Origin of the sequence: Bacillus cereus group sp. MYBK14-1, assembly GCF_051916885.1 — a bacterium.
GTDB lineage: Bacteria > Bacillota > Bacilli > Bacillales > Bacillaceae_G > Bacillus_A > Bacillus_A cereus.
This window is the reverse complement of the sequence record NZ_JBQAHM010000001.1, coordinates 43555-68430: the sequence shown is the minus strand read 5'-3', so window position 1 is coordinate 68430 and position 24876 is coordinate 43555. Positions and strand designations below refer to the sequence as shown.

The window sequence follows — 24876 nt, the reverse complement described above, 5'->3', positions numbered from 1 at the left end:
TAAATTCACTGTAACCCTAGCTAAAACCTTCTTCACGAATATACAAAAAACTTACCGCTTTTCATCCTTAAATAGAAAGCGGTAAGTTTAATTGTTTAGGAATATCAGAATGAAACTCTGATGTATGCACAATTGAAAATGTATATCCTTGCTCAATAAATGATACTTCATTACGTTTACATTCAAATGATACACTATTTTTCTTAAAGTTATTTTGGATTCGCTGTAAAAATGCGACGTCTGGTGTTCCGAAAGAAACGTATACTTTCGGTGATAGAGCTTTCATCGCGATTGGAATCCAAGGTCGCTGCCACCAAGTCGCGACGATATATGCAGTGCCACCTATAACAAAGTTAAAAATATCCCCATCTTCCATCGTTTTCATATTTAGATTTGATTTTAACCATTCCGTAAAAACAGGTACACTTTTAACAGGAAGACCAATTTCCCTTACGTATAAAATGTTTAAAGGTGAGTGTGGTACTAATACATCCTCTTTAACATAACTATGTGCGATAATTTCGAGTAGATTTCCATCTCCGTCTTTAAAGTATAAATTGAATAGACCATTCTCTTCACCAATTACATTTCCATTTTGCCATTTTACAATGAGTAATCCAGAGTCCTTTAACCATTTTGCTGTTTCATGGAATTTTGAATATGGAATTTCAAAAGCAAAATGTGCAGGTGCGATTGGTTCATACACTTCTTGAAAACTAATTGTTGTATAAGGTGTTACTTCAAATTGAATGAAGGATGCTGTTTCTTTTTTTATTGGAAAAGATAATATGTCCTTATAAACTTGTTTTACCCCTTCTATGGAAACCGTTTGTAGTTTTATATCTGATATATGTGTAATCACTTTACATTCCCCCTCATTTCTTATTATCTATTCGTATTGTATTACACTTATAAATAGATAAAATCAAACGGAAGGATGGATTTTTCATATAGAAACTACAACTTTAGTATGAATATGTTAGCTCCAATTATTTTTTATTTCCGCTATAACAATTTCTGGTTTATCCCAGTGCAACATGTGTGTAGTATCAGGAATTACTTTTACTATACTGTCCGTTTTCTCTTTAAAAACATTTGCTGTCTTATCTCTATAATCCGCCCAAACTTGTGGGACTGTAACTCGAAGTAATACAATATTAGCCGGTAGCTTCTCATATATATCTATTGTTTCATCTTTATGCATACCTCTTATTATATTACTAGCTGTATTTCCCCTGGCATGCCACCATACTTTATTATCCATTTCGATCCCTAGATCCTTTACAGCAACTTCTAACAATGAAGACCACCTAGTATAAGCTGCTTTTTCACTTTTGAAAAATTCGTCCCAATTATTAAAAACGTATTCATCAAAGTCCTTTTCATAATAAGCAATTTCTTCTTCCAACGTTTCTTCTTTAAGCCTTTTTGTTTGATATCCACCATCAATAAGAATACTTCCTTGTACTTTTTCTGGATGATTTAACAAATAAAATAACGCTACAAAACTTCCCCATGAATGTGATAGAAAATAGAAGTATTCGATTCTCAATTCATTTATTATTTCATTTAACCAATTTGCTAAATTGTGCATCTCATAATCTTCTGTTCTTTCAAATGGGGGTGTTTTACCATGTCCAGGTGCATCAACGGAGATAAATCTATACTCTTCTTTTAATTCCTCAGCAATTTCTATAAAACTTAAACTCGTACTACCTAATCCATGTAAACAAAAGATAACGGGCTTCATATAATTTTCTTTTAAAGTACCATCCCGTTCACCTAAGCATTGTCCTCTACCAAATGCTTCTTTCAGGTTTAATTTATCATTCTCACTTACTTGTTGTGTTAAGAAAAAGGCACCCTTTTTCATTACTTTCGCTAACTCAGATGCCAGAAACGGGGCATGACAACTTGAAGCAATATCAAAATGTGCAGGTGGAAATGTTAAAGCTTCAGAACCCATTTGAAGAAACTCAACATTTTGTACACCTGATTTTTTCAAGTTAGAATGTGCCGTTGCAATCATGCCGTTAGAATTATCAATTCCAATCAACAATTTAGCTGATGATGCTATGTTAAGTACATTTTCTCCTCCGCCTGTACCAACATCAAGTAAAATATGTGATGGTTTACACCTTTCTTTTACCTCACTATAAAAGTCCCATGTATCTCCTACAGTTTCACATTTTATTTTGCTAAAATCCCATCCATTTAATTTTCCTACTTTATCATAGAAGCTTTTATACTCTAATTCGTTCATCTTATTACTTCCCCTTTGTAAAAATAAATTAAATATGTATAATAACCTACGACACTCTTTAATTATATATTATAAAATACAAATTATTAAAACAACATTTCCCTTCACACTACAATAAGTTTACATAACATTTTTATGGTTTATCTTTATCTATATATTCTAAATGCCCTCTTCCCCAACTACACATACTATCCAAAACAGTACTGACTGTTTTTCCATGTTCAGTTAAGCTATATTCTACTTTAGGTGGTATTTCTTGATAAATTTCGCGTTTTATTAGTTGATCTTGCTCTAATTCACGTAATTGCTTTGCTAACGTCCCTTGAGATATATCTGGTATTAATCTCTTTAATTCACCAAAACGTTTCGTTCCATCTGTTAGCAAAATAAACAAAATGAGCGGCTTCCATTTCCCACCGATTATTTGTAATGTTGCTATTACCCCTTTTAACTTCGGTTCTTGTAAATCCATTTTTCTCACCTCTCCTCAGATATCATAAAGTGAAACTTTAATCAGTGGGGGTTTTGTTCATCCCACACTGATTATTAGTTGAACCAATCGGGCTTTTACGGGCAGTTGATCTCTTACCTAACTTCCTTGCATTTTCCTAACTTTGAGGTGAGAGTTTTACTGCCCGTGAATGCGAGATAAACCATATTTAGAAATTTTTCGTATTACTTATCCGCATAAATAGCAATTAGTACGAAATTTGCGACTATGTACATATAAAGTGCGTACTTTTCACTTGCTCCCTTTTAGCGAATAATAAAAGCATAGCACAGTTATATTCTAAAGTTTTTTATTAAAGGAGTGGCTAAAATATGTCTATTACTACATTAAAAGATAATCGTATTGTTATCATTGGTGGGAGTTCTGGTATTGGATTCGCAACGGCAAAACAAGCAATTGAACAAGGAGCACATGTTATTATTGCAGGGCGTTCGAAAGAAAAATTAAAGATTGCTAAAAAATTAATAAATAGCAATCGTCTCCAAACTTACGTATTGGATAATCAAAATAAAGAGCAATTACAAAATTTTTTCAAGACAGTTGGGAACTTTGATCATTTATTCACACCGGGAGCCTCTTACACACTTGGACCAATTACCTCTACAGAGGAAATTGCTGAAAGTAGCTTCATCGGAAAGTTTTGGCCTCAATATTATGCCGTAAAATATGCAATTCCTTTTCTTTCAAACTCTGGATCGATTGTGTTAATGTCTGGTGCATTTAGTCAAAGACCACTTAAAGGCGCACCTGCCTATGGAGCTTGCAATGGTGCTATTGAAAGTTTAGGGAAGGCTTTAGCTGTGGAATTAGCTCCTATTAGAGTTAATGTGGTTTCTCCTGGAACAATACAAAGAGAAAATGAACAAAACGAAAATAAACTAGTTGCTTACAAAGCTTATAAATCTCTTTCACTTGTACAACGAGCTGGATATAATGATGAAATTGCACATACTGTCCTATATTTAATGCAAAATAGTTTTACTACGGGTAATGTATTGTTTCCTGATGGAGGATACACATACCATTAATTATTAAAAATTTAATGCCTCCTTGTATTAACTAGTATTAAGGAGGCTATTATTAACTAAAAAAGGGATATATTAATGTAGGATCTTTTTTCAAAAGTTCTGCTAACAACAATAATTGCGGAAAAGGTCATAAGATTAACTCTTTATCCAGCAACCCCTTTTATTCTCGAATCATTCCGCCTCCTCGCATAAAAACCGCCCTAATTTCTATTCCCTACAATTTTATATAAAATCAATATTATAAAGTAGGATTCAACAACTTCTTACAGAATTCTATATTTAATACATATTGGACGGATTATTTTCAAATTCCTCTATAAAAAAGGGAGGTCATACAATTGTGAAATTTGTACAAGAACGAAGATTAACTGTCAAGACAACTTTTTCAAAAGAATACAAGATTTTTATTTTTGGTTTACTCATTTCACGAATCGGGGATTCACTATATACTTTTGCACTGCCTTGGATTGCCTATCAATTAACTGGTTCAGCTGTAATTATGAGTTCTTTATTTGCTGTTAACGTATTGCCAATCGTTTTATTTGGCCCTTTAGTTGGTGTACTAGTTGATCGATATGATCGAAAAAAGTTACTTTGGATGGCGGATATTACCAATATTATTTTAGTAAGTCTCGTACCAATTTTACATGCATTACATCTATTAGAAGTCTGGCATTTATACGTAATTACTTTTATCTTAGCAGTTATGTCCATGCTTTTTGATGTAACAACAGTTACAGTCATTCCACACATCGCAGGTGCATCATTAACGAAGGCTAATTCTTTATATCAAATGGTTAATCAATTGGCTAGTTTGTTTGGTCCAATCATAGCTGGGCTTTTCATATCTTTTATTGGCGGCTTTCAAGTACTTTGGATTAATGTTCTTTCATTTATTGCTACATTAATTGCTGTGATTATATTACCTTCTATGAAAAACTTAAATAAAAAGAATACTGATAAAAAGACATTGCAAAATGTACTAAATGATTTGTTTGATGGATTTAAATGGCTGAAAAATGATCGGTTAAATATAGCTTTGTCACTTCAAGCAATGGTAGGTAACTTTGGAGCAAGTGCTGTTTTAGGTATACTTATGTATTATTTATTGTCGACATTAAATCTTACCTCCACACAAAGTGGCTATAATTATACTTTAATAGGAATAGGTGGGCTTTTAGGAAGCTTAATTGCCGTTCCTTTAGAAAAGAAATTTCGACGTGGTGTACTTATTCCTTTACTCCTATTTTTGGGAGCGCTTGGATTAACATTTGCTTTGTGGAGTACATATTGGCTCGCTCCCGGAATTGCTTTCGGAATCGCGATGACATGTAATATCACATGGAATACGATTGTTACATCAATTCGGCAGGAAACTGTTCCATCCAATTTGCAAGGACGTGTTTTAGGTTTTTCTCGTGTACTTACACGATTATCTATGCCATTGGGGGCATTAGTAGGTGGAATTATTTCAGCCTACAATCCTGTATTTATATTTGCTTTAGCTACTTTTACTAAAATAATTGAAGTATTTATTGCCTTATGTAGTCCGATACGAAAACTGTAAAGAGGAAAAATTATATATTTTGAGATATTCATAAAATAAAAAAGGCATAAAACATGCCTTTTTTATTACTTATTTGTTTATTGGATAACAAACTTCTGTAACCCACTTATTAGGATCCGATTCCATCGCTGGGCTCACATGATAAATATTAAACATCGGGCCTGCTAATTTATAACCCTCTGTCTCAATCCATTTTGCCGCAGCCTCATTTACAGCTGTCATCTGTTCATAACTTCCATTAACTGTTATAGAAGCTACATTAGTCGATTCCATATTTTTAAATGTAACGTCTTTTGTATTTTCGTGCTTACCTAGAATACTTAGCTGTATTTCTATATCTACATCATTTTCTTTGTATTCACGATCATGGAAAACCGCAATACTATAACTCGGTTGGGCAATACTAATATTTTTCATTTGAATTTCTTGCATTAATACACTCCATAAATCACCTTCGCAATTATACGATGGAATAATCTTTCTAACACTAGCTACAGTTCTTTCTGGAATTTCTTTTATTGAAACATGATAATTCATCTCAACAACATCCTCTCTCATCGTTTTCGTTGAGTCTTCGAGGAGACGTAATTGTTTTTGGAGGTTATTCATGTCTTCTTTAATTTGAGCACTACGATTTAAAAATTGCTCTTTTATGGTATCTATATTATCGCATTCTATTATTTCTTTGATGGTAGCAATATTAAACCCCATAGCTTTTAACGTTTGAATTTGATTTACTTTTTTTAATTGGTCTGCTGAATAAAATCGATATCCACTCTGCTCATCGACTTTTACTGGTTGTAGTAATTCCACTTTATCGTAGTGTCTCAACATTCGTATACTAATGGAAGATAGTTTTGAAAAATCCCCTATTTTAAACATGATTTCCTCCTATAAGTTACATCTACTTTGAAGCTCAACTTTATCTTAAACAATGACATTGTGTGAGGGTCAACTGTTTATAACGTTTGAATTATATTTCTTTAATTATTTACCCTTATACACTCTTCTGTCTTATACCTATAAAGATTGATAATAATCCGTTCACAGCTAATAAAATTACTATAATACTTGTAAGTAAACCTACATCTGCCGCAAATATTTTTATCGTACGCCATGGTGAGCTTGTACAATAAGTAAGAAGTGGGATGAAAATAATAGATAATAGTAGGAATAGAGTCCCTACGAATAACCAAGTTAATTTTTTTACAGTTTTCTTATGTTTATATTTTTTAATTAACATAATTGATGAAATGAAAAGCGCGAGTATAACTGTAGACATAACAATTTGTGTAAATGGTATGCTTTTATGGGGATCAACCGGTTCTTCTTCATTCAAAATATTAATAATCCCCTTTTTTAATACTGAAAGTGCTGGTTCTTCTAATACATGATTTTTATTTGTTAAAATCACACCACCCCAGCCACTTTTATTTAAAGTAAATATTTCTGTACGAGCATCGGGCGTTGATCCTGAATGCCAAATCATCGTTTCGCTTTCATTTATACTTGTTGTTCTTAATCCAAAACCATAGCTTTTTTCTGAATTTATGTTATAAAGTGGTGTAAGATAAAGGTCGATGTTTTCTTTCTTTAAAAATTGAGTATCTTCTTGTCGATTCAAAAACATAATAAATTGAATCATATCTTCCAAATTTGCGGTAATATAACCATACGGTGCCCCGGCATTATCATAGGACACTACACTTTTTCTTGGTATGCCAAACCATGACTGATAACCTGTTAAATAGCCTTTTTCATATGCAGTTTCTTTACTTGCTGCCGCACCATTCATATTTAATAGCTGAAAAACATGTTTTTCCATATATGAGGAATATGTATCATTTGTAATTTCCTCAATAAGTGCACCTAAAACAATATAATTCGCATTACTATATTGATATTTTTCTCCTGGTAGAGCAGTTAATTTTACATTTGAAAGTCTCATTACATTTTCTTTTAATGCTGTAGAACTTTTGGATTGCTTATCTGATATTAATAAGCCTTCATATGCGTTTATTCCGCTTGTATGAGTTAAAAGGTGTTGGATTGTTATAGATGAGGATATTTGAGAATCTTTTAGTTTAAACCAAGGAAGATGTTGTTGAACTGAATCCTCTAATTTTATCTTTTTGTCTTCTATTAATTTCACTATAGCTAAAGCTGTTAAAGATTTGCTTATTGATCCGATTGCAAATGGTGTTTTACTAGTTATTTTTTTTTCAGATTCCCCAGTAATCCCCCACGTTTTAGTGAAGAATACATCTTTATTATGTACAATTGCAACAGCAGCCCCTGGAATATTCTGTTCTTTTATAAATTTTTCAATATACTTATCTAAAGTAGCTTTAATATCTTGCTGAGCATATGATTTTGGATGAATGATACATAATACTATTACATTACAAAGAATATAGATTTGAAATAGTTTATAGATAGTTTTCTTCATTATACTTTAGATAGCTTTCTTTTTTTATAACTTACTAAGCTAATAAACACTACTACAGAGAGCATAAAGCTAATCATTATTAATAAAACGTTCCACCATTGATTCTCTGATATGCGATATAAAATATTATAATTAAATGTATTTTTGCTATTAGTTGAATTAAATGATTCAGTTAAAAATATTGAAAATGTAGTTTGCGAGATGAGGTAAGTAATAAATGCGATGAATATGCCACGTAAGATAAATGTGTTGAATTTTCCTTTTTCATTTTGAAGTTGTTTCATTTTAACTTGTAAATCAATTTCATTTATTTCTATAAAATCTTTAACAAATAATTGAGGGGTACCTAAATCATCTATACTGTCTTCACCACGTTCACGACACTCTTGAATATGTTCTAATATTTGTCGCTTAATATTTTCCCTTTCTTCTAAACTAATATCGTATTGCTTTAATTCCTTAAGTACGTCTCTTAAAAATTGCTTTTCTTTACCTATCAATTTATTCCTCATTTCAGAAGGTCTCCTTTCAAACCGCTTTTTAATAATGTTTGAATGTCCAATTGCAATTCTAACCACTCATTAATTTTCTTCTCAAGACGTATTTTCCCATTTTCATTAATTTCATAATAAATCCTTACTTTACCACTGTCTGTTACCTCTTGATAAGTATTAACCCACTCTTGATTTTTCAACTTAGTTAAAATAGGATAAATACTTCCTACTCCTTTCAATTTTAAATTGTTTATTTCAAGTTCTTTCATAATCTCATAACCATAACTTTTCTTTTTCGACAAAATAGATAATACACACATTTCTAAATGACCTTTAATTAAACTTGTTCTATCCATAGGATAAATTTAACAGAAATATATACTTCATTCAAGTATATATTTCTGTTAAATTTAAAAAATCAGACAATGCAAAATAGATTAACAAACAAAATATATCACTTACGAACCGTTTTCAACCTTAATTTTAGCTTTTATAATATAATAATTACATAATATATTAATCGTTTATCACTATTAGTTTTTTATCTCTCCTTCCATATTACTTCTTTTCTTATCGAAAAATATTGTATGGAGGCATAAAAATACTAAAAGATCCAATTTCTTAATTTTGATATTAAGAAATTGGATCTTCTTTCATTACCTTCATTACCTTCATTACCTTTATTACCTTCATTACCTTGTATTAATTATACTGCGCTAATATATACATTATAAAGAATATATGTTTTATTAATTTATATTAATAAAATTTACTGATTACTCTCAAGACATTCATAAACCGCCATCATATCTCGTTTATCCAACTCACGTATGCGATTAAAAATTGGTATTTGTCCAACAGCTTCTGTTAATAAGCTTTCATTCACAACATCACTTACTTTTCCAGTTAACCACGTTTGTACATCCACGCCCTCAACAACTTCTTTTAACCCTTCGTCATTAATACCACTTGCATTACAAGTTACAAGTTACACATGGAATTGTTAGTTTAAAGACACCATCATGTAGATTATCTTCGGTTATCACTTTCTTACCTTTACAAAATGGACATGGATTACTTTTTTTAATTTTATTAATTTGAGTAACTAATTTTTTGTATCCAAACGCTTCGTATACATACGTAAGTTTTTTATATTTACCATTTGTGAAATACTTATCTATAATGGCTTCTCTCGTTTCATAAACATTAGGGAAATCACAAACAGTTACCTGATTATTAACACTAATGGATTCGATATTTCCTTTTATTTCGCTCCAGAATGGTAAGACATTTTGTAACACCATTTCATAGTTTGAAAAGCTTGCTTGTTCTAATTCAAACATTTTCAATGCAACTTGTGCTTTTCTTGGCAATAAAGAAACATCTTCCGTCAATACCATATCGCCACCAACAATAGACTTCAATTTAACAAGTGCCGGTAAATCACCAACTGTTTTCAATACTTTATTAATAGGCTGATTGATTATTTCACGAATATCTACGTTACCAAATTTAAGTGGCTTATGATGATTTAAAACCGTCCCCTCACAAATTGGACATTTCATCATTTTTTTTGAACTCTTAATTTCTTCTTTAATAGGTGCTTTTGAAATAACAATATATCCACCAATAATTGTATTAAATCCTACCCATGTTCTGCGTGTCTTTCCTTTTTTATCATAAAATGATTTTTCAAAATATCCGTACCAAAACGTATGCTTTTCTTCTTCTGACATATCATTATAGCTCTTTGACAAATCGTGACCAAGCTCATTTTTTATTTCTTCGAATAGAAATTCTATTTTTTCATGCTGATAAAATTTTAATACCTTCATGATTTCTGGATCGAATAGCCCATCCCAAAATGGAACACTTTTATCTTGAATGGCAATATCTTTATCAAAAACTTCAATTTGAAGACGTCCAGAACAAGATGGACAATGATTGTCCTGTGAATAGAAATCAAAACTTCTCGTATCTTTATTAATTGGATGAGCAGCTACAATATGATTAATTAATCCACCAATCTCATATAAGAAACTATATTGACTATATAAATGTCTTTCAAGATCAATAGCAATAACAGGTGCGATTGTATCAGATTCATATTCACCATAAATTAACCTAGCCATTGATGATAAACTTTTTAAAATACCGCCCTTATAAACATTTTCGGCATTTTTAAAATAGTTAATATGATTTTCTTCTAAATAGTGAACTCCTTTTTTCTGCTTAAGCATTGAAGAGATATTTATTTTCTCTGTGCTATTCACATTACTTTTTTGACGATAGTAATCCTCATGATTAACAACATCCAAATGCTCTACAGATTCATTCTGCCTTTTTCCAAAATCAACTATATAATCAGAGCTTTCTAACATGTAACGATTATGCTCAATCATAATGATAGAAACTGATTCATCTTGCAGAATCCCTCTAATACTATCGATAAATTGATTTAAAATATTTTGTGATAAACCTTTTGAAGGCTCATCAAAAATGAATAATGTATGTGGATTTCTAGTGTTTGCAAATAATTCCGAAACTAAATGAACACATTGAAACTCACCTGTCGATAATGTTTGTGTTTTTCTCTCTAATGTTAAATAGCCAAGTCCTAATTTAATTAGTAGGCTCAAACGTTTATAAGCGATATCTTCATTTGGAAGTTCATCAATAATATCCTCAATCGAGCGCTCAAAAATATCATCAATGTCTTCACTATACTTTGTTAGTTTCTTTTTAATATCTAGGAAAGTTGCTACAGTTGATCGACTTGTAATTGATTGATTTCGGTCTTGTCCCACCATAACTAATTTATCTTTTGGATATCTTTTCAAGAAATCTGTAGCTAGACATTCATTGACAAGTGTAGATTTCCCACATCCTGATTCTCCTGTAACCGTTACAAGCCTGTTTTTAGGAATTTGAAACTCCTCCATTTGGATATTACGGCAATATAAATCATAGAATGTATAATATTCTGTTGGTATTTCTTTATTTCGATCCCACAGTATTGACTTTGGTCTTGGTGATTCTTTCACAATTTTCCCGCCATATTTTCCGCTACCAGGTCCAAAGAACAATTGCTCATCAGTTGTATCTAGTACCGTATCTGAATGATCAATAAGCCAAATTTGATTTTTACACCCTAATCGTTTTATCTCTTCTAAAATTTGTAATAATGTTTCATGATCAAGTCCAACTGAAATCTCATCAATAATAATTACAGCATTTTCACTTACTGCCATGAATTCAGCCAAATAAAGTCGTGTTAACTCTCCACCTGACAACGTACCCATAATTCGATTTAATGTTAAATAACCAATGTTCATATTAATAATATTTTGCAGTATATGCTGTTTTTCTTCACTAATATTTAATTCTTTTGCTAGTGAAAGAATAGATTCAACACTTAAATCATTAATATTTGAAATTGAATGTGGCTTGGCCAACAAATCAATTTCATATTGTTCAATTTCTTCACTATAACGTTTTCCCTTACATTTTTTACACTCAACATTTTTTGTAGTACCACGGCCTTTACAACCAGTACACCAGCCTAATTGATTATTAAATGAAAAGACCTCTGGAGAAAGATTAAAAACTTCAGCAAGTTTTTCCCGAACCTCTGTAAAAACACCAGTATGAGTACCAATCGTTGAACGCGGATTAGACGAAATCGATGATTTTCCTAGAAAAAGTACTAAAGGCATTTCTTCCATCTTAATGGCACTAAAATTTGTTTCCATAATGTTAGGAAATAAATATTGATATTCAGCCTTTGGTAATAAAGAAACTAATCGTTTTTTTGATTCTTCACCAATTGTTTGGCAAAAAGTTGTTTTACCCGATCCAGATAAACCAGCAATTCCAAACGATTTATTAAACGGTATAGTTGCATCTAATTTATTTATGTTATTAGCAATTAATTGATTTACTTTCATATTAACCTCTATTCTTATTTATTCACAAAAGCATTTTTACAATATAATAATTACATAATGAATATTACCTATTATGCAATTATCCTCTTACTTCATGTAATCTTATCCTTGTATATTTCAAACCATTGTTGCCATTCATCTTTAGAAAATTCTTTCTCTTCTCCTTTTAAAACGTAAGAAAAAAGATTTAAACAAATATGCCAACCAGCTATATCTCTCGGTGTATGATCTGTTAATTCATGAATGTACTCTTTAAGAAGTAACAAAGTACCATTCTCCTCTTTATGTATTTCAAATCGGACACGGTCTTTATCCCAAGTAAATTCAAGTACTGAGTTTAGTTTACACTCTAAAATATCAATGTTTATGAATGAACCGTCCATCATGTCGAACTTTATTATTCCACCAGTTTTAAGGCTTTCAATCTGTAAATTGGACATCCATTTTTTCAGCTTACTGTTTTCTGTTAATACAGACCAAACTTCCTCTACCGTATATGGAAATTTGCGTTCAAATTTTACAATATATCCATCAGTTAGTTTCCCAATTTCAGCTATCATTTTGATTGCCTCCTTATATAGAATGTATGTTCTCACTTCATTTTACACGAATATAAATATAAAATAAATATTTATAACAACGAAGTGTTAATTTAAAGTGAATGGTGCTGAGAAAAACTTAAATATTTTCTAAATCGAGTTATATAATATTGAAAATTAAATATAGATTTACGTACAAATAAAAAAAGCCGCATTTGCGACTTATGAAATCATAGGATTAACTCCTGTTTTTGTGGAATGATTAATGATTAACGCTTAATTGCATCGACAATTAGCGATGGAAAACCAAGTTTATCGCCTTTATTTCTAGAATCATACCTTTTCGAACGGAAAATAACACCGTCGTTTGCATCCCATTCGTTGTAATAAAACCGACCATTTTCATCACAATATTCAAGTAAAACTACCTCGAATCCAGCAGTTTCAAACATTTTCGTTAATGTTATATAATTATGAACGATTTTATGACTTGCTGCTGGATGATCTTTCGGACCGGGGCCCCTATTTGAACTATATTTTGATATGCCTCATCCTGAAAGAATGCATCAGGGACTCCGCACCGAATATGACCAGATGGTTTTAAAAATTCATAACAAATTTCAGCTGCTCTTACACCTTCTTCAAAAGTAAGGTGTTCCCATACATGCTCAGCTAAAATAGCTGAAATAGAGTTGTATTCAAATCTTCCTTCCCACGTAGCTTTATCTAGTAAGTTAAGTTCATCTTCTTGCGTTTGAATCCAACCTGGATTATTATTAAACACTCCAGCTCCTACAACTACTTTAATTTCGTCTTGTTTTATTGCCACCATGTTCACCTCTTGAATATTTTAATTCATTAACATATTCTATGTTTACTATTATCCTTCCTCCTTCAACAAATTTAGTAACATGAGTCCAGTACAATACCGAACTCATGTCCTAAAAACTCTCTAACGCAACGATCTGTCTAACTCTATAAAATTAGTTCATAATATACGATTTTTCTTATAGAAATATAGCACAGCAAACATTAGCATAATACCAATTACGTAAAAAATTGTTGTTCCGCTCCCACCAGTATTAGGAATTACCCAGTTATTCTTCGCATTTTTCACTGTTATTTTTTGTGTCTTTACTGCTTCTGTAATTTCTATTTCTATTGGATCTCTAAGTAACATGTATCCGTTCGGTGCTTTTATTTCTTTAATCGTATACTTTCCAATTGCTAATTGGTTGGAAATCACCTTTCCTTTTTCATCCGTTATTAATCTACTAACTTCTTTCCCTTCTTTATCTAACACTTGAAATACAGCGCCTTTTAGCTTTAATTCACTATCCATATCATCAACTTTTTCAATTTCAAATTGCCCAGTCGGATCTGGCAATTTCTTATTTCCTATTTTAATTTCTACTACTACATCTTTTTCTATTTTTACAGTTATTTTTTCTTTTAATAATTCGTAACCTTTAGGTGCTTCTACTTCCACTACGGTATAGTTTCCTATTGGTAAGTCTTTTGATATCGCTTCTCCTTCTTCATTTGTTACTAGTTCTCCAACTATTTTCCCATTTAAATCTTCAATTTTAAACTTTGCTCCTGCTAGTTTTTTATTTTTATCACTTATGTCTACTTTCACTAACTTCATTTTTCCCATTGGATCTGGCAATTTCTTATTTCCTATTTTAATTTCTACTACTGCATCTTTTTCTACTTTTACAGCTATTTTATCTTTTAATAATTCATAGTCTTTTGGCGCTTCTATTTCTACAAGGGTATAGTTTCCTTTTGGTAAGTCTTTTGATATCGCTTCTCCTCCTTTATTTGTTACTAGTTCTCCAACTATTTTTCCTTTTGAATCTTCTATATGAAACTTTGCTCCCACCAATTTTTTATTATCATTATTACTATCAACTTTTTTTATTTTTACTTTTCCAGTACTAGGCTTGTTCCAATGTTGCCAGTTAAATTTGAAATTGTGAAATTCAAATCCACCAGTTTGTTGTACCGCGCCGACAAATGCTTGTCCATTAATCGAGCCGCCTTTTGTTTCTAATACAGCATTTGGGGCAAACACACTCCCAACGACACCATATCCCTCTGTTGTAATTTTTTTCGCATTTTGAAAAACCCAAATCACTTTCCCGTATAGCTCAGTAAACGAGGAATTAGGAGAATATGGTTGTGATGTAGGAACTATATCTGTAGCCCTTCCAATATTGTTCGTGTCATATAGAATAGATCCATTTTTAAATGTAACCTCTGTTGCATCCGAATACATAACAATAAAATCTTTGTCCTTAGCATTTGGTAAAAATACATCTCTTATATCTAAATTAATTTTCCCTGTCAATTCTGATGAAACATAAATATTAGGATTGTTTATATCTTTTCCGATTCCATGACTCATATTTGGAATTGGGGTATTTGTTTTATATTGACCTGCATTTTTACTGACTTGGTTCACTATATTGCGAAATTCATTAAATTTCGCGTCAATTTCTAGTTTTTCTTTATAAACGATACGATCATAAGAGGATTGTATGATGCGATCTGGATCACTCTCTTTTGTCATTACTACTATTCCGTTTTGAATGATAAAAGATTCTTCTCTTGATTTCTTAAATTTTCCAGACAATAACAAGGACGGATATCCCTCATCAACCCATTTTTCACCTACTATATTAGATGTTCCCGCTGCAGCACCTACAATTGTATACCCCGATGCATCCATATCACCTTGAACTGCAATTGCTCCTTCAATGTCGCCACCTATTGCTTTATGGTTACCAAAGACAACAGCATTATAACGCGATATATCACCTAGACTTTCTAGGTTTGTCGTGGATCCATATGCTTCTTTTGATACATATACGACAAAACTTACACTTAACATTAACAAAACAATAAAATGAATACTTACCAGCTTTAATCGTAGCCTCAATTCCTTTGTTCCCACCTTTACCGTATTTTTTCTATAGTCGAATAAAATGAAATTTTTATTAATGATGATTTACTTCAATCCCCTATATACCTTCTTTACTTATCTCTGAATTTCCGGTCCCACTTCCCATTAATGCAGGATAAATACATACATTCTATCGAGTAAACCTTTTCTTATAAATTACGACTAGAAACACACATAACAATAGGAGTGGAACTATTACAGTCCACTTATTAAACATAAATATCTCTGTACTCACTTTTTGTTTTTCTTTCTCGTTTAACTCCACACGCTCACCTCGAACTAGCAATCTATTGGTGTTTACTCCATAAGGCGTACACGTAATTAAAGTTGTATAATCTTTATTTTCTACAATTTGTAGATCTTCCATTTCGTGTGGTAACACTACTTTAATTTGATCTACTTTATAAGCAAGAACTTTGTCTAAAGAATGAATATAAAAAAGATCTCCTTCACTCAACTTATCTAAATCTGTAAATAATTTTGCTGATGGTAAACCACGATGCCCTGTTAAAATAGTGTGCGTATTTTCTCCACCTACCGGGAGCGAAGAAAAATCTAAATGACCTATCCCGCGACCCAATACTTCCTCAGAGGTCCCTTGATAGATTGGCAGTTTTATATTAATTTTCGATATTTCAATATACCCTATTACATCTCCTAAATTTAACGCATCAGCATACGCTTGATGATTACTTTTTTTTTCAGAAAATGGATCTGTAAATGTTTTCGCAGAAGTTTGAACTTGTTTATTATATTCGGCTGCTTCTTTTTCCCTACGTTCGACTTCTTTCTTTTGTAATGCTTTAATCTTCTTATCGTAAGAGCTAATCTCAGAATAATGTGCACGGGTCGCCAACCAATTACTAATAGTAGGATATAAAAAAATACCTAATCCAAATAAGAAAATACCTCCCAAAACAAGATTTCGTTTCATATTTCCACCTCTGTATACGCTTAAATATCGAAAAGAGGAAAGCATTTTGCTTCTCCCCTTTTCATATGGTTACATGTTCCTAAAATCTTAATTTCTAGCAAACTTTTTTCTAAAGAAAACAAATGCCGCTGTAAGCATTAAAGTAAGGCCTATTACAGTAAAAAGAGTCGTTCCTATACCACCCGTTACCGGAAGAATCCATCCACTTTTATTATTTTCAATCGTCAATTTAATCGTTTGATTATTTTCACTAATCTTTACATCAATGGGGTCTTTTAATAATTGATAAGATGCTTTTGTACCATCTTCTTTTGTATATGTTGGTGCTTTCGTTTCAAAAATTTGATAGTCTCCATATGGAATGTTAGACCATTTAATAACACCATTTTCATCTGATACACCTGTTACTTCTTTTCCTGCTACGACAACTATTTTTCCATTATTATCTTTAAGTACAAACTCTGCACCTTTTAATTTATTCTTATTAGCACCATCAATTTTTGTTAACTCAATTATTCCAGTTGTCGGAATAACAACTACGGGTTTAGATTCCTTTTCTCCAATTACATCATTTTTATTTGAAAAATGTATTTTTGCTGTATTGAAAATTTCCGAACCAGATGGTACTCCTTCTTTTACTTGAGATTTAATTTGCAAATGAAATTCTTTTTTACCATCTAATTTTGTGAAATCTTTTACTGTAGCTGTTACCTTTTGACCTTCTATAGCTACCTCTACAATGCTTGCATTTACTTCTGCTCCATCAATTTTCACGATTGGCTTTCCTTGAATCACTAAACGATTATCCAAAGTATCTGTTACCAAATATTTTTTATATTCCTTAATGTCTTCTGGAATTAATGTTTTAATATCATAATTATAATTAGTTAACGGATTGATTGGTAACGCTTCCAATTTTCCGTTAATCTTTTTATCAATTGTTGGTTCTTCATAGTTTTTCACTTCTAATTTAACTACTGTACCAGAAGTAATAGTTCCATCTTCATTAATTGTTCCGGAGTTCTTAACAAAAAACTCACGTTTAGTTGGATCTATTACATAGCCTTTCGGAGCTTTTGTTTCTTGGAAATAGTATTCTCCATACACCAATCCTTGCACGCGAATATGACCATTAGCATCTGTTACTAACTCTTTTTTCACTTCTGTACCGTCTTTTTTAAATAAAGAGAATACTGCACCTGCTAATGCTTTTTCATTTACACCAGTTTTTATTAAATCCACTGCACCACGTTTAATCTCATTTTTAGGATACATGTGAACATCATAGTTTAGCACCTTACCCTCTTTATTTGTTAATGGAATATCCACTGTATACGTATTGGGATTTAGATTAACATGTGGAGGTCCTGCGACTTCTTTCACCTCATAACGTCCTAGCGGAAGATCTTTTAATACAGCTTGTCCGTTATCATCTGTTACTACTTGATTTGGAGTGGCTCCCATTACAGGTTTCACGTCTTCTTTTACGATTTTCCCATCGTTTGAAATTTTTTCAAAAGAAGCAACCCTTTTCACTTCAAACGTTACACCTTTTAATGGTTTCACATCTTTTGGCACCTCTTGATTTGCAGAACCGTCACCTTCTAGTCCCTGCGCTCCATCTTTTTCTTGTTCATACTTATGAATCGTTAAAGTACCTTTAGATGGTGAATCTGCCTTTACTAATACACTAGACCATGTAGAAAATGTTAAGAATAACACTAAAAGCGCACTAAATATTTTTTTCATTTCTCTTATCCCCTTTACTACTTCTATCATTTTAAAAATCTCTTTATTACTATTACCTTCTTAAAAGCAATAGTGTGCCAAGTATCAGATTTAAACGAATAACATAAAACATAGTCGTCCAACAATCCATTGTTTACAATCACTTATTCACTTTTCTTATCTTCTATTATTACGTTGTCTCTCCACATGATATATGTAATTTTCTCCCCTAAATTACACTTATATCCCTATTTCAAGAATCATTACATTTGTTACACAATAGCTTTCACTACTAATTTCGACTAGTCACTTACTGTCAATCTATTAATTTCTCACTTCCTATCCCTATTTAAAATCCAATCTTAATCATTTTTTAATACATATAAGTAATAACCAACAAATAAGTGTGACGATTCATATTTTACGCTACTGTCCAAAACTATTACCTGTATATTCAAATAATATGTGCTATTCATGTTAAATTATGGTATTATTCTTAGAAGTTTATAACTTTTATTTATATTTTTTATTAATAAAGATTTTCCGTTTCTACTTATGAAAAAAGGAATATATGTTTATTTAACTATTACGCATAACTGTAAGGAGGAAGAATATGACTAAAAAGCTCAGTCTAGTTGAGATAGAGTATATTTGCAATATGTTTTTTCAATCTTTCGAAATTCCAGTTTGTTTTTTAGATTGTAACAAAAATATTCTTTTAGAATTTAAATCAAAAAATGATTCACATTCGTTATATACATCAAAAATAGAACAGTTACATATGCTTTTTCAGAGAAATGATACATATAATTCCCCCATCTTCAGAACTCACGAATATCTAGGGCACTTTATTTTAATTCACATAAAGAGCGATTATATGGTGAACGGTACTGTTATTATTGGGCCCTTGACACATGTGAATTTTTCTACAAGTAAAGCGGATAGTAACCTTAATTTTATTCCAAATTATAAAAGAACAAGAGACCATTATTTTTCATTGTCAGTCAAAGATCAAAATTTCTTTGTAAATATAGCGATATTGTTCTATAACATTCTCTATAAAAAAAATTCAGATGTAAGCACCTTTTCAAATAACAGTGACTCACTTCATATAAGTCATAGCAGCATCTTAAACGAAGATGTATATATTTCAATGCAAAAAGACGAATCCGTTTATCATAATTTATATATAGAGCAGCAACTACTTAGTTCTATAGAACACGGGGATAAAGAAACCGTACTCAAATATTATTACGAATTCCAACAAGAGACTCTTTCATCTTTATCTTCATTCCATCAATTAAGACGTCATAAAAACATTTGTATTTCATCCATCACGCTCGCTACTAGATATGCGATAAAAGGGGGACTTCCATCTGGGATTGCTTACAAAATTTATGATTTACATATTCAAAGAACAGAAGATTTAAAAGACAAAGAATCTGTTTGGGATTTATTAAAAAATGCTTTTTGTACCTTTGCAGACCGTGTAAAGGCACAAAAAGCACAGCAACATTCACAGACTATTGCTATTTGCAAAAACTACATTTTTAAAAATATTTACAATCCAATATCTGTTAAACAACTTGCTAAATTTGCAAATGTGAATTCAGATTATTTATCTATATTATTAAAAAAAGAAGTCGGTATTTCATTAATTGAGTACATTCAACGTGAACGAATCGAAGAAGCAAAGAAATTATTAACTTTCACCACCTATCCTTTATCAGACATATGCGCTTCGCTTAATTTTAGCGATCAAAGTTATTTCACTAAAATTTTTAAAAAATTCACCAATGAAACACTTGGTAAATATCGGAAATCTCATGTTGTCATTTAGAGTGAAACTTCCATTAAAACAAAATGTTTTCAGTAACTCATCAATGGCAGATTAGAAGCACTCCCAGATTCATGAACTATAGGATTTATGCTTTTTCCAAACCAAAAAACACGTTACTATTCTTTTATTTTAATGAGAATAGTAACGTGTTTTTTATGTAATGTAGTTTTGTAGACAGAACATGATTCAACTACAAATTTTTATAGAAGCCAAATGCACCGCTTAACTACTAAAATCTTATTAAGTAAAAAATCCATATTTTGTTTTACTTACTTTCTACTTTATTTCTTTTGAATAATGAACTCTTTTCTTCAAACGAATGATCCCTACTATTATTTTTGTATCTTTCTAAATTTGCGAACAAAAGTGAGTACTGTGCCTGTAATAATCATCAATATGCCGATTGCTGCACTGTTAGTTGTACTTACACCCGTCTTTGGAAGCTCCTTATATGTATATTCTTTTTTATCGCTATTACTGTTGTTTGAGATATTACTCTTATTTTCCTTATTAGCAAGGCCATTAGCTTTGCTAGTTTCTTTATCTTTCACTAATACTTTTTGTATTGCATTTACCTCATTACCCACGGAATCTCTAACACTATATATTATTTCATAAGTACCAGCTTTAGTTGTATCTATAGTTCCTTCATACGCTACTTTAGAAATAAGGTCACCGTCCTCTTTATCCGTAGCTGATACCCCTACCAATGGATCAAATTGATCACCCTCAGTAATTGAAGTTGTAGCAGGTACTTTTAGTATTGGTTTATCATTTTTAACTTCTTCTCTAACTTTGACCGTTACAGTTTGCTTCGCCGTTACTTCATGACCTTTAGAATCTGTAACCGTGTACGTTAATACGTAAGTACCGGCTTTAGTTGTATCTACTTCACCATCAACTTTGATTTTAGAAGTGAGATCACCGTCTTCTTTATCGATAGCTAATACTTCTGCCATTGGAACAAATGAATCTCCTACATGAATTGTCGCTCCAACAGGCACTGTTAATTTAGGTTCTAAATCTGATGTTTCTCCATTTCCCTCTACAATTACAGTCTGTGTTGCCGTTGCATTCCGCCCTTGAGAATCAACAACCATGTATTCCACAATGTATGTACCTGGTTTTGAAGTATCTACATCGCCTTTATGCTTTACTTTATTTGTTAAATCACCATCTTCTTTATCAACAGCTTTTACATTTCTCATTGGATCAAACGTATCACCTACACGTAGTGTAATCGTAAACGGTACAGTTAACTCTGGAGCTTGGTTTTCTGCTGTTTTTTCGTTCTCTTTCACCGTTCCTGTAATTTTTGCCGCATCAAAAGCATTTTGGACTGCTTGAACTTCAATTGAGTTCGCTCCATATTTATTAGTTGCCACTTTAAGGCATGCCAATTTCAATTCAGAGAAATTAGAAGTCATATTTAATTCATCAGTATTTGCATAATAGAAAATATCAAACATTCTATCTTCACCAATACCATTTACATTTACACCGTTATGAGTACCACCTTGTGCCATTAAATACGCAACTTTATTAATAATACTTGAGTTAAAATGAACGCCTCCATAATCCTCTCCATTTAAATCATTATATTTACTATAATCATCCGGATACGGTAGTCCTTCTGAAAAATTAATTGCAGTTGGATTTTTCATATTACGAAAAGTCGATCCAGTTTGTTCTCCTATTGTCCAGTTAAATTCCCCATTATTTATGTATTTCTCTATAGCCGTTCCCATAATATCAGATAATGCCTCGTTAATTGCCCCAGATTCTCCTGAAAATTCAAGGTTAGATTCACTTGATGTAACTGCGTGTGTAAATTCATGACCGGCTATATCGAACGCTTTTACCATGGGATCTCCATATAAAAGCATACTAATGTTATTAATATTAGTACTAAATGCATTCTCCCAATTTTCAGGATCATTTGTTCCTCCAGAATCCCATGCATGTACAACTGAAACTACTTTTTTTCCTTTATTATCAAAACTATTACGCTTATATTTTTCTTTATAAAAATCGTATACCTTTGTTGCTAAGAAATGAGCGCTTACCGCCTTTGGATCATTAAATGTTGTTGAAACACTAGTTGCTAGTATACCAGGATAATAACTTTCTTCATTTGTAATATCTCTATAATTTACATCATATGTCTCAATTCCTTGTCCTCTTGTGTAATCAGCAAGCGCATAATTCCCACTGGTCTGTTTAGAAATACCAAATGTACGAGTTACGCCTAAATCATCTTTTCCTGTTCCAGTTAATGATGTAAAATTGCTAGTTTTATTTTCCTTAACGGATTCAACATACTCTTCACTTATTTTCAAACTTGATTCTTGTACCATATCTTTTAACATTTCACCATTATGAGCATTCACTAAATAAGTTCCAGATACATAATTTGGTGTTGTAGCAGCAAATGTAACTTGATATGCATTGCTAGCCTGCCCATGATTTTCATCAACAAAAATAACTGCCTTAACTTCTGGCTCAGAAATAAATTTAGTATCGTTTCCGTACTTTTTATAAATATATTGTTTTGCTTCTTCTTTTGATAAATTAATAGGTTTCTTTAAATCTTCTTGTGTTAAATTTTGTGCGCTAGCTCCTGAAATGCTTTTAATAATACCTTTTTTATCTACGTGAGCAGTCAACTGGTGGCCATATACTTCTTTTCCTTCATATATTTGTTGCATGCGCACAAGTGTAGTTCCATCATAAGAACCACGTTTTTGAAGAACCTTGTAATCTACTCCTGTTTCTGCACTAACTTGTTTTGGAGACAAAGCATGCTCCGTATTTTCCTTAAGTGCATCTTTCACTACATTCTCTGGTGCCTTTTTTGATGGTTGTGTCAGATCACCTGTACGGAACGAATCCTCTTGAATTTCAACTTGCATTTGACCAGGTTCCTCTGCATGACCTACTCCATATGGTGTTACACTTGTTAAAACGAATCCTGTTGTTAATGCAACTATAGCTATTTCTTTTTTATTTCCCATGATATTTACCTCGTATAAATTTCTATTATTTATATGAAACTGCTAAAATGTATACAATCTATTCCTAACATAAAAAGATGACTTTTGTAATCTACAAAAGCCACCTCTTCAATATGTAATATCCCTAAAATGTTTTTAATACATAATTTCTATACGAACAGAAAAAAGCATTCATTAACGAGCATTTTGCAATACTTTTATTAGGTCATTTATATTTTCAACTTTCTGCTGAAACTGATCAAGTCTGCTATGTAACAATGAAGGATTTTTATCTTCAGTTGAAATAACTTGTTTTAATTCGTTTTCTAATTTATCATACATATCAAAGAAATTATCAAATTCTACACTTACAAGCTCTTCATTTTCGCGATAGAATCTTTTTGCTTCTATATAAGTCATATATGATTTATTTAAAAATCCTAATGAAATTAAATATTTAGAAGTGTTTTCTTGATAAATAGCAATATCACACGCTATTTTAATATCAGAATAAGTCTTTTGAACGAGACAATGCAATTCAAAAATCTTAAACTTTAATCCATTATTCATTTCATCCCCTCCCATCGTATCTATTCTACATAAAATTAGAATATTATACAAAGAAAATTATTAGCATGAAATTGACAATTTAAAAAATAACTTAAGGATAAACAAAATCCCTCTCATTATAAATTATAGTTGCGGAGCATTTACCAACGTAACAGCAAAATAAAAAGCGAAAAGAATAAATCTTTCCGCTCTTAGAGTAATAAATACATTTCATATTGCGCTAAAGAATTCTTTTCAAATCCACATTTCTTAAGAAAACCTTCCAGTAAATTATTGTTAGGAAACCCAATTGATAAACTTGATAAATTTAATTCTTCTCTTGCTATTTGTAATAATTTCATCCCAACACCAATATTTCTATAATCTTTGTCTACGAAAATAAAACTAATTTTACCTTGTTTATTTACACATAGAGAGCCTTTTAAGTCATTATCGACATATGCACCATAAAATACATTATTTGTTTTTTTGATATAATCAATATCATTTTGCCAATTTATATGGAAGTTTAACAATTTCTGAATTTCATCTTTAAAAGTTGGAAATTCTAATTGTTTTACTTCAATATCCTTACAATCTTTATTCATTATTTTAGTCAAATCATTTAAATTATAATAAGAAAGATCGTACACTTTTTCATAGCCCAACTTATTATAAAAATGAATCGCTCGGTCATTTCCTACAATGACTTCGAGAAAAAGTTGCTTACATCCATGTTGAATCGCCTCTTCTTTATGCAGTTCAAATAATTTTTGACTCACACCAATACCGCGGTAATTAGGATGAACCGCTAATGTTCCACAGCGCATAGTCTTAATACTTTCATAATCCTTTATACCACCTAGTATTACGCCAACAGGTTTGCCTTCTTCTAAAGCAAGAAAAGAATGTTCTAGCAAATTACCTTCTGGTCCCAAAAAACGTTGTATAAAATCCCCTTTTGAAACTTCCATTTTAATAATGTAATCTGAAAATCCAACTTTAAAAGCTTCATATACTAAATCAATATTTACATCACTACACCTTTTATATTGAATCATAATAT

At 31.4% G+C, this 24876-nt stretch carries 16 protein-coding genes and 4 pseudogenes; 3 read left to right on the top strand and 17 right to left on the bottom strand.

All coding sequences use genetic code 11. The annotated features are described in order from the left end of the window. Window positions 1-67: 67 nt before the first annotated feature. The 4 genes and pseudogenes from ACTFR3_RS00325 to ACTFR3_RS00310 all read right to left on the bottom strand — a co-directional run bounded on the left by ACTFR3_RS00325 (window position 68) and on the right by ACTFR3_RS00310 (window position 2735). Window positions 68-862: a VOC family protein gene (locus ACTFR3_RS00325; RefSeq protein ID WP_000627924.1), complete on the bottom strand. Its 795-nt coding sequence runs from the start codon at window positions 860-862 to the stop codon at window positions 68-70. 117 nt (window positions 863-979) lie between these two features. Then, window positions 980-1873, bottom strand: coding sequence for an alpha/beta hydrolase (locus ACTFR3_RS00320; RefSeq protein ID WP_440044246.1), 894 nt, complete (start codon window positions 1871-1873; stop codon window positions 980-982). Next, window positions 1847-2263, bottom strand: a pseudogene (locus tag ACTFR3_RS00315) (class I SAM-dependent methyltransferase); the annotation flags it as partial. The gene ACTFR3_RS00320 and the pseudogene ACTFR3_RS00315, both read right to left, overlap by 27 nt. 133 nt (window positions 2264-2396) lie before the next feature. Beyond that, window positions 2397-2735, bottom strand: coding sequence for a winged helix-turn-helix transcriptional regulator (locus tag ACTFR3_RS00310; RefSeq protein ID WP_000365529.1), 339 nt, complete (start codon window positions 2733-2735; stop codon window positions 2397-2399). A 350-nt stretch (window positions 2736-3085) separates the two neighbouring features. Here ACTFR3_RS00310 and ACTFR3_RS00305 point away from each other — a divergent pair, with 350 nt between their 5' ends. Together ACTFR3_RS00305 and ACTFR3_RS00300 are read left to right on the top strand one after the other, a co-directional pair. Next, entirely contained in the window at window positions 3086-3802 is a 717-nt protein-coding gene (locus tag ACTFR3_RS00305; protein WP_440038439.1) for an SDR family oxidoreductase, read from the top strand. A gap of 340 nt (window positions 3803-4142) precedes the next feature. Further along, window positions 4143-5369, top strand: coding sequence for an MFS transporter (locus tag ACTFR3_RS00300; RefSeq protein WP_048538113.1), 1227 nt, complete (start codon window positions 4143-4145; stop codon window positions 5367-5369). Between the two features lie 69 nt (window positions 5370-5438). Here ACTFR3_RS00300 and ACTFR3_RS00295 read toward each other — a convergent pair whose 3' ends face one another. From ACTFR3_RS00295 to ACTFR3_RS00250, 10 genes and pseudogenes are all read right to left on the bottom strand, one after another. Next, window positions 5439-6251, bottom strand: a complete 813-nt coding sequence (locus ACTFR3_RS00295) for a MerR family transcriptional regulator (protein WP_259593235.1) — start codon at window positions 6249-6251, stop codon at window positions 5439-5441. A 115-nt stretch (window positions 6252-6366) separates the two neighbouring features. Then, window positions 6367-7818, bottom strand: a complete 1452-nt coding sequence (locus ACTFR3_RS00290) for a serine hydrolase domain-containing protein (RefSeq protein ID WP_440044048.1) — start codon at window positions 7816-7818, stop codon at window positions 6367-6369. Beyond that, the gene (locus tag ACTFR3_RS00285) at window positions 7818-8330 is read right to left on the bottom strand and encodes a hypothetical protein (RefSeq protein WP_440044047.1); all 513 of its coding nucleotides are present in this window, start codon (window positions 8328-8330) and stop codon (window positions 7818-7820) included. The genes ACTFR3_RS00290 and ACTFR3_RS00285 overlap by 1 nt, the downstream gene beginning before the upstream one ends. Next, window positions 8327-8632 carry a PadR family transcriptional regulator gene (locus ACTFR3_RS00280; protein ID WP_002094025.1) on the bottom strand — a complete coding sequence of 102 codons (306 nt, stop codon included), beginning with the start codon at window positions 8630-8632 and terminating at the stop codon, window positions 8327-8329. Before ACTFR3_RS00280 ends, ACTFR3_RS00285 begins: the two co-directional genes overlap by 4 nt. Window positions 8633-9081: 449 nt before the next feature. Next, window positions 9082-12259, bottom strand: a pseudogene (locus ACTFR3_RS00275) (ATP-binding cassette domain-containing protein). A gap of 79 nt (window positions 12260-12338) precedes the next feature. Next, window positions 12339-12819, bottom strand: a pseudogene (locus ACTFR3_RS00270) (SRPBCC family protein). A gap of 248 nt (window positions 12820-13067) precedes the next feature. Next, window positions 13068-13627, bottom strand: a pseudogene (locus tag ACTFR3_RS00265) (class I SAM-dependent methyltransferase). Between the two features lie 159 nt (window positions 13628-13786). Then, the gene (locus tag ACTFR3_RS00260) at window positions 13787-15742 is read right to left on the bottom strand and encodes a SpaA isopeptide-forming pilin-related protein (protein ID WP_440044046.1); all 1956 of its coding nucleotides are present in this window, start codon (window positions 15740-15742) and stop codon (window positions 13787-13789) included. Between the two features lie 154 nt (window positions 15743-15896). After that, window positions 15897-16700, bottom strand: coding sequence for a class C sortase (locus ACTFR3_RS00255; protein WP_440044045.1), 804 nt, complete (start codon window positions 16698-16700; stop codon window positions 15897-15899). Between the two features lie 87 nt (window positions 16701-16787). Continuing rightward, window positions 16788-18449, bottom strand: coding sequence for a SpaA isopeptide-forming pilin-related protein (locus tag ACTFR3_RS00250; RefSeq protein ID WP_440044044.1), 1662 nt, complete (start codon window positions 18447-18449; stop codon window positions 16788-16790). 592 nt (window positions 18450-19041) lie between these two features. Between ACTFR3_RS00250 and ACTFR3_RS00245 the strand changes: the two genes are divergently transcribed. After that, complete coding sequence (locus ACTFR3_RS00245) at window positions 19042-20268, top strand: helix-turn-helix transcriptional regulator (protein ID WP_440044043.1); 1227 nt, start codon at window positions 19042-19044, stop codon at window positions 20266-20268. 332 nt (window positions 20269-20600) lie between these two features. Here the strand turns inward: ACTFR3_RS00245 and ACTFR3_RS00240 are convergent, their stop codons facing one another. The 3 genes from ACTFR3_RS00240 to ACTFR3_RS00230 form a co-directional block, all read right to left on the bottom strand. Then, window positions 20601-23282 carry a M4 family metallopeptidase gene (locus ACTFR3_RS00240; RefSeq protein ID WP_000527066.1) on the bottom strand — a complete coding sequence of 894 codons (2682 nt, stop codon included), beginning with the start codon at window positions 23280-23282 and terminating at the stop codon, window positions 20601-20603. Window positions 23283-23456: 174 nt separating this feature from the next. Further along, the gene (locus ACTFR3_RS00235) at window positions 23457-23831 is read right to left on the bottom strand and encodes a hypothetical protein (RefSeq protein WP_001059022.1); all 375 of its coding nucleotides are present in this window, start codon (window positions 23829-23831) and stop codon (window positions 23457-23459) included. Between the two features lie 191 nt (window positions 23832-24022). Continuing rightward, entirely contained in the window at window positions 24023-24871 is an 849-nt protein-coding gene (locus ACTFR3_RS00230) for a GNAT family N-acetyltransferase (protein ID WP_440044042.1), read from the bottom strand. Between the last annotated feature and the right edge of the window lie 5 nt (window positions 24872-24876).